We start from the raw sequence: 8,025 nt of genomic DNA, 5'->3' as shown, positions 1-8,025 counted from the left end.
AACTCGCTTACGCTCGCCCTTGACATCCTCTAATAGAATGCATAAATGTTAAAATTTACTAATTAGAAGAAAGGAGGACCTAACTAAAAAAACGAAAAATCTGTCTTGACAATGGGGAGCACTATAGCCATTATTATAAAGGAAATGAATGCCCTCTATGCAGGACAAGAGTTGCCGGAGTTAAAGATTCAGTACAGGGATTACTGCGCGTGGCATGAAAAACTGCTTTCAAGCGATTTTATAAAGGCGCAGAAATCGTTCTGGAAAAAGGAACTCAGCGGCGAACTTCCTGTTCTTGACCTGCCCTGCGATTATCCAAGACCGCTCAAGTTTAACCCTGAGGGTAAGTCTGTCCATTTTCAGGCTGGACGTGAGCTTGCCGACAGGCTTACTGGCCTCGCCCGCGAAAATAAGGTGACTTTGTATACAGTCCTGCTTTCTGCCTACTATGTCTTGTTGAGCAAATATTCAGGGCAAAGCGATATTATAGTTGGTACGCCTGTTGCCGGAAGAATCCACGAAGACACGAACGGTATTGTCGGCATATTTCTGAATACACTTGCCCTTAGGAATTATCCGGAGCCGGAAAAAGTATTTGCTGACTTTCTGAAAGAAGTGGGCAATAACTGCATAAGAGCTTTTGATAATCAGGATTACCCCTTTGACAGTCTTGTTGAAGATTTAAATTTAAAAAGAGATACCGCCAGAAATCCTGTTTTTAGCACCATGTTTGTAATGCAGAATATGAATGTGCCGGAGGTAAAAGGGCGCGGCATAAAAACATCGAGATACGATATCAAGAACAAGATGGCACAAGTCGATATTACGGTAAACGTGACTGAAAACAAGGATGGCATAGATTTTGAAGTTAATTATTGTACCCATTTGTTCAGTAGCGGTACAATAAAACGCTTCATAAACCATTATTTGAATATATTAAAATTTGTGGCAGACAACAGCAAGGCAAAACTGTCACAAATAGAGATGATGTCTGAAGAGGAAAAGGCTCAGATTATTTTTGGCTTCAATGACACAAAAAGAGATTACGATATAACTACGTTGCATGCCTTGTTTGAAAAGCAGGCAGCAGCGACCCCGGACAAAATAGCTATAGTTGTCGGCGGCAGGGAACTTTCCTACGGGGAACTGAACAAAAGGGCCAACATGCTGGCGCGGACGCTCATAAAGAAAGGCGTTCGACCGGATGATGTAGTCGGCATACTTGTTGACCCCTCATTTGAGATGGCCATTGCGATACTGGCGATACTCAAAGCGGGCGGCGCATATCTCCCGATAAATACCAGTTTCCCCGAAGAAAGAATAGAGTTTATGCTGAATGATAGCGCATGCCAATTGGTTCTGGCTGACCCAAAGTATGTATCAAAAATAAAGAAAAAAGTTGATATCATCGACCTCTACGATAAAGAGAATTACGCATCAGACTCTGCAAATCTTGGAAAAACCAGCGAACCGAATAATCTTGCCTATGTTATATACACTTCAGGGACAACCGGCACCCCCAAAGGCGTTATGGTTGAACATAAGAGCATAGCCCAGACACTTTTGTGGCGCGCCGATGAATACAAGCTGTCTGAACGCGATTGCGTATTGCAGCTTTTTTCCTATTCGTTTGACGGATTCTTAACAAGCTTTTTCACACCGATTATATCAGGCGCAAAGGTCGCCCTGCTCGAAAAGAACATGGAAAAAGACCCAGACGCCATCAAAAGGCAAATCATTGCGCATAAGGTGACTCATTTTATCAGTGTCCCGGTGCTGTATTCTGCTATTCTTGACCGCATGTCTCCTGATGAAATGAAGAGCCTTAGGATAGTAACGCTCGCGGGCGACAAAGCTCCGTTCCAGCTTATAAAACGAAGCAAGGATAAGGCTCCGAATCTTGAGCTTGTCAATGAATACGGACCGACGGAAAGCACGGTCGTCGCGTCAATTTACAGGAACCTAACCGAAGATACAAATACGATTATCGGAAAACCAGCGGCCAATACCAAAATATATATTCTCAGCAAAAGCGGCAATCTTCAGCCCATTGGCGTTCCGGGAGAACTATGCATATCGGGCAGCAGGCTCGCAAGAGGCTATTTAAACAGACAGGACTTGACGGATCTTAAGTTTGTTAGCAACCCGTTCGTACCTGGGGAAAGGCTATATAAAACTGGTGATCTGGGGAAATGGCTGCCTGACGGAAATATTGAGTTTTTAGGACGTGTTGATTTTCAGGTAAAAATAAGGGGATATCGCGTCGAGCCTGCTGAAATCGAGGCGGAACTTTTAAAGCACAAAGCCGTCAAAGAGGCAGTAGTGCTGGACAGGACTGACAATTTACAGAATAAATATTTGTGCGCTTATATTGTGTTAAAAGAAGATATATCAATAATGCAGCTGCGGAATTTCCTATCAAAATCCTTGCCGGAGTATATGATCCCAGCAAAATTCGTGAAACTCGATACTATCCCATTGTCCCCGAACGGGAAAGTTGACAGGAGAGCTTTGCCTGAACCCTCCGACACTCTCGATATCGGCGAGAAGTATGTCAAACCAGAAAGCAAGATTGAGAGCGAGATTGAAAAGGCTTGGGAAGAAGTCTTGGGAATTAAGAATATCGGTACCAATCTCAACTTCTTTGAAATCGGCGGGGATTCAATGAAGATTATAAATCTGCATTCAAAACTGGACAAGCTGTACCCCGGTATTCTTACGGTAACCGACCTTTTCTCGTATCCGAGCATATCAAAGCAGGCTGCTTATATAGAGAACAGCCTCAAAGACGAATTGCCTCAATTTGAAAGTAAAGTGAAAGAACAGCCCGCTGCTGAAAATGCCGGCGATATTGCCATCATAGGGATTTCAGTCAACATGCCGCTCGCACGCGATAAAGACGAGTTTTGGAACAACATTAAAAACAAAGTTGATTGTATCAGGGATTTTTCTGAAAATAGGCGCAGGGACGCTGACGCCATGCTAAAAGCACAAAATCGGGATACAAGCGGTTTGGAATATGAAAGAATGGCGTATCTTGATGAGATTGATAAATTTGACTGTGAATTTTTCGGGATTGCACCAAAAGAAGCAGATTTAATGGACCCGAACCAGAGGTTGTTTCTGCAAACCGCGTGGGCTGCTATTGAAGATTCCGGATATGGCGGCGACAAACTCCGCGGCTCAAGGACAGGTGTATATGTCGGCTTTTGCGGCGAATCCGATTACGGAAGATATATAGCCGAAACGAGCCCGGAAGACTATGTTGTCGCGGCCCCCGGAAACCTTACTCCCGTTATTGCGAGCCGTATTTCTTATTTAATGGATTTTAAGGGCCCGAGTGTAATTATAAACACAGCATGCTCCTCATCGCTTGTTGCAATTCATTATGCATGCTGCGGGATAAGAAACGGCGAATGCGATATAGCAATAGCCGGCGGAGTAAAGGTATGGCTGTATTCTATAAAAAATCAATATAAGATGGGAATTGAATCGGAAGACGCTGTAACAAGAAGCTTCGACGATAATTCAAATGGGACGGCAAAGGGAGAAGGCGTCGCGGCAATTGTGCTGAAACCTTTGGATAAGGCGATAAGAGACCGAGACTCTATATACGCTGTGATTAAAGGCAGCTTTATCAATCAAGACGGCGCCTCAAACGGCTTAACCGCGCCGAGCCCCACCGCCCAAGCTGAAGTTATAAGCAAAGCATGGGAAAACGCGAGTATTGATCCTAAAACAATAAGTTATATTGAAGCGCATGGAACTGGCACAAGACTTGGAGACCCGATAGAAATTGACGGGATAACTAAGGCATTCCGCAAATATACAAAGAAAAAGCAATTCTGTGCGATAAGCGCGGTAAAATCTAATATCGGCCATTTGGACAATGCTGCCGGTGTTGCCGGTGTTGTCAAAGCCGCACTTGCGCTGAGTCACAGACAGTTGTCTGCGTCCATACATTTTTCTGAACCTAACAGAGCAATTGACTTTATTAATTCACCGGTTTATGTCAATGACAGAACACGCCATTGGGACACAGACGGCAGTCCCAGACGGTGCGGAGTCAGCGCGTTTGGGCTGAGCGGCACCAACTGCCATATTGTCTTGGAGGAGGCGCCTGCACCCCAAAATGATGCCCAGAGTGATGAAGAAAGCCTGAACATTTTGACCTTGTCGGCTAAGGCGAAAGAATCTTTGATAGAACTTGCTGACAGTTACATAAGAGCATTTCCGGACTTCAAGGGCAAAGACTGCAAGGATCTATGTTATACGCTGAATACCGGCAGAGGCCATTACAATTTCAGGGCAGGAGTTGTTTTAAGGCCCAATGATAGCTTGAGGGATAAACTCGCTGAACTGAAAGTTGTTATCGAAAATGGTGCCAATGTAAGCGGAGTTTTTTATGGCGAAATCAATAACTTTGGGGATAAAGAAAGCACAGAAAAGGCTAACGATTTGGTAAAAGCCTTAGCGGAATCTTCGATGACAGATGAAGAAAAGCTTTGCGATATTTGCAGGCTGTATGTGAGCGGCGCTGACGTAAACTGGGATGCGCTATATGCCGGCAAAAATCTCAGAAGAGTACATGCCCCTACGTATCCGTTTTTGAGAAGAAGATGTTGGATAGACTTGCCGGATACGTATAGTGAAGGTATTGACGACATGTATTATACCGTATGCTGGCACAAGAAGGCGCTTGTGTCTGACACCGAAAATCTCTCAAAGAGGAGTGTACTTGTAATTACAGATGGAACAGGTATTTTTGATGAGTTTATCAGCGTACTTAAAGCAAAAGCAAAGACGTTGATTAAGGCGCAGCTTGGCTCTCAATTCAGCAGAGTAGATGAAAACTACATAATTGACGGGACGCAGAAAGATTATGAGCGCCTTGTCAAAGATGTTGAAGAGTACGGAATCAGCACAGTAGTTTATTTGCTGTCCTTTACAGGCAATAAAACAATTAATTCTGCAGAAGAGCTGGAAGAGGTGCAAAATTCGCACTCCGAGGGCCTTCTTTATCTTGTAAAAGCGCTTGGCAATACGGCTGAAAACAAAATAGAACTGGTAATTGTTTCGGACAATGTAAATGAAGTTACCGGCAGAGAATCAAGAATAAACCCGGAAAACGCCATCACATTCGGTATGGGTAAATGTATCGGTATGGAGTATGAAAACATACAGTGCAGGATGATTGATTTTGATGAGCATACTGACGCTGCGGTACTTGTTAAGGAATTGTGTAACGAAGCCGACGACTGGGTTGTGGCATACCGCGACGGTGAGAGGTATGTTGACGTAATTGAGAAAGTGGATAAATCCGCTCTTAATGACAGCGGCATACCGCAAGTGTCTGAAGGCGTCTGCCTTATTACCGGAGGAACGGGCAGGCTGGGGCTTAAAGCTGCAAAACTTATCGCATCAAAGGGCAAAGCAAATATTGCCCTTGTCAGCCGTACCCCTGTTCCGGACAGAACTGAGTGGGACAATATTTTAGCTGAAGGCGCAGATAAACGGCTTTGCAGTGTAATAAATACTGTACGTGAGATTGAAAAGTCAGGCTCAAATGTGCGCTGCTGGAGTTGTGATATTACTTCTGCCGACAGCCTTAGTAATCTGCTGGCCGAATTAAGACGTGAGTATGGAAGAATTGGCGGTGTAATTCACTGTGCGGCTGTCGGAGTCGGCAGTGGCGGGGCATTAATTAATCAGGAGACATGGGAAAGCGTTAATGCAGTTCTGCTGCCCAAAGTCCGCGGCACATGGCTGCTCGATAAGTTAACACGGCAGGACAAGCCGGACTATTTTGTCATGTACTCCTCGGGTATAACGCTTATCGGCGGTTATTGTTCCTGCAGCTATACTGCGGCAAATTCATATCTTGATTCATTCGCCGCTGCAAGAAACAGATCGGGATTAAGAACGCTTGCTATCGATTGGCCTGTTTGGGAAAACGACCAGCTAAAATATGGAGTATACGATAAAAACTTGATGTTCAAGATTCTGCCAATCGAGAAGGGCTTGCAATGCCTCGATGAGTTAATGCATAAGGATATCGCAAGGGTAATTGTAGGCGAAATGAATTTTGAAAGCGAAATACTGACTATGGAAGGAAGGATTCCTTTAAGGCTCAGTGATGAATTGAAGACAAAACTGCGTACAAAAACAACTGAAACAAAACCTGTTTTATCATCTAAAACGCCCTCATATGATGCTGCCGGCAGCGATACAGAAAAGATGATCGCGCAGATATTTGCAGATGTACTCGGCTATGAAAGGGTCGGCAAATACGATAACTTTTTTGAGCTCGGCGGAAATTCTTTGCTGGCAATTAAAGCAGAAGCGATTGCATCCAAACGAAATCTTAATTTTAGTTACTCGGACATCTATAAGTATCAGACCGTAGAGCAATTGGCAGCTTTTATTGATGATTCCAAAAATATTGTCAGTGTGCAATCACAAATGGATAATAGCGAAATAAGCAGGCAACAGGCTGCTGCAACGATAACCAAAAAGAGCAGCGGAAAAATAATAGAAAATATCGAGCCGTTTAACGATATTTTCTATAAGCTATGTTTCTATAATTCGTTTTTCCCTGTTGTCATCCATTTTGGAAAAAGTATTTTGCCGTTTCTAATAAACGATATAGCAGTTTATGCCAAATATCCAAAAGACGGCGAAAGAGCAAAACTGTATATGGAATATGTCCCAGCAATTCCGATAGAAAGCGTGCTCAGCGAGGAAGGAATGGTATTACAAACAAAAAATTTCAGTGAAAATATAATAGGTGATATTACAGCGGCTTTGGATGAGAATAAGCCGGTAATAGTCTGGGTAGACTGTTTTTACGAATCCATAAGAACCGATCTATATAAAAATAAGCATTGGTCCCATACTGTTTTGATTTATGGATATGATGAAGCCGAAAAGACATTTAATATCATCGAACACAGCTTTCGTGACAGTTTGTTATATAAAAAACAAGTAATCAGCTTTGAGGATATATACAATATGACAAGGGGGTATATGGAATACTTTTATTCCAATGAAAAACAGCCCGTTTTATATGCTTTTTCAAAAAGTAAAAGTAGTACGGCATATGATAACTCAAGTAATCGATACTTTCAGATTTATAAAAACAATATACTGAACAATCAGAACCTAATGGCCGACAGACTGGAGTGCCTCAAGGATTTTATATTTTATTTCGACAGGATAATATCCGATAAAAATGAGTTTTTTAAAAACGGCAACAAACTCATAGAATCATTTAATTCTGTGATAAACGCAAAAAATGCGGATAAGTATAAATTTGAAAAAATGGCAAATAAAAATCTGGTAAACGTCTATGAATCACTCAATGAAATTACAGAAATGTGGTCCGATATAAGACGGGTAACGGCAAAGATATTTTATTCGGAAATCTATAATTATGATAAACTGTACAGCGTCTCGCAGAAACTTAGAAGTATATATAAGAAAGAGAGGGAATATATAAAACTGCTGGTATCAAGTCTTAATAATAGTAATGAATAATTCAGTTTAGTTTTATAACAGAATTCACAGCGAACATGCGGCCTTTTGTGATAGTATATTACTAAGGCCTGCTGTTCGCTGCTTTTTCATTACTGTGTCACGTTTCGTAAAGATACGATATAATCGAAAATCATTGCAAAAGCAAATAAAAGCTGATAAAATATCAGAAAGATTTCGCAATTTAGTGAAATATCAAAACCGCCTCAAATGAGACGGTTTTATATTTACTGATCTATTACTGAGACATCAGTTGCTCTCAATTTTCCGTTTCTTGGATCGATTTCAGTGTTGAAAGAGACTTTTTGCCCCTCCGTCAGCGATTTATAGCCCTGAGCTTGAATTGCCGAAAAATGAACGAAAACATCATCTCCGCCCTCGTCATTGGCAATAAATCCATAACCTTTTTCAGGGTTGAACCATTTCACTGTCCCATGATACACAATATCACCACCCCACACAAAATAATATGTCCTTTTTATATATAATAAA

The 8,025-nt window shown here is 42.1% G+C and carries 2 protein-coding genes; one reads left to right on the top strand and one right to left on the bottom strand.

Going from position 1 to position 8,025, the window contains the following annotated elements; genetic code table 11:
• The first annotated feature begins 111 nt into the window (after window positions 1-111).
• On the top strand, window positions 112-7,536 hold the full coding sequence (locus V6C21_RS02260; RefSeq protein WP_479268231.1) for an amino acid adenylation domain-containing protein: 7,425 nt from the start codon (window positions 112-114) through the stop codon (window positions 7,534-7,536).
• A gap of 224 nt (window positions 7,537-7,760) precedes the next feature.
• Here V6C21_RS02260 and V6C21_RS02255 read toward each other — a convergent pair whose 3' ends face one another.
• On the bottom strand, window positions 7,761-7,976 hold the full coding sequence (locus V6C21_RS02255) for a cold-shock protein (protein WP_034838450.1): 216 nt from the start codon (window positions 7,974-7,976) through the stop codon (window positions 7,761-7,763).
• Window positions 7,977-8,025: the final 49 nt, after the last annotated feature.

The organism is [Clostridium] cellulosi (assembly GCF_036762875.1).
Classification (GTDB): domain Bacteria; phylum Bacillota; class Clostridia; order Oscillospirales; family Ethanoligenentaceae; genus Ruminiclostridium_D; species Ruminiclostridium_D cellulosi.
The sequence above is the reverse complement of the archived record's forward strand: the minus strand, read 5'-3'. Positions and strand labels throughout refer to the sequence as shown.